This window comes from Rhizobium ecuadorense (genome assembly GCF_001187535.1).
Taxonomy (GTDB): domain Bacteria; phylum Pseudomonadota; class Alphaproteobacteria; order Rhizobiales; family Rhizobiaceae; genus Rhizobium; species Rhizobium ecuadorense.
This window is the reverse complement of record NZ_LFIO01000358.1, coordinates 1-231: the sequence shown is the minus strand read 5'-3', so window position 1 is coordinate 231 and position 231 is coordinate 1. Positions and strand designations below refer to the sequence as shown.

Genomic DNA, 231 nt, shown 5'->3' with positions numbered 1-231 from the left:
CGACTGAAGCTGGCCAATGGCGCCGAGGTGGAGCTCGAGCAGACCACCAACTATCCGTGGGAGGGTGCGATCGCCTTTACCACCAGGCTGGAGAAGCCGGCGAGGTTTGCGCTGTCGCTGCGTATTCCGGACTGGGCCGATGGTGCAACCCTCAGCGTCAACGGAGAGATGCTCGATCTCAACGCCAATCTTCGGGACGGATATATCAGGATCGATCGCGACTGGGCCGAC

1 pseudogene is annotated in these 231 nt (G+C 61.5%); it reads left to right on the top strand.

Annotated features, from left to right (window positions below):
* Nucleotides 1-231: pseudogene (locus AF337_RS07415) on the top strand (beta-L-arabinofuranosidase domain-containing protein); the annotation flags it as partial.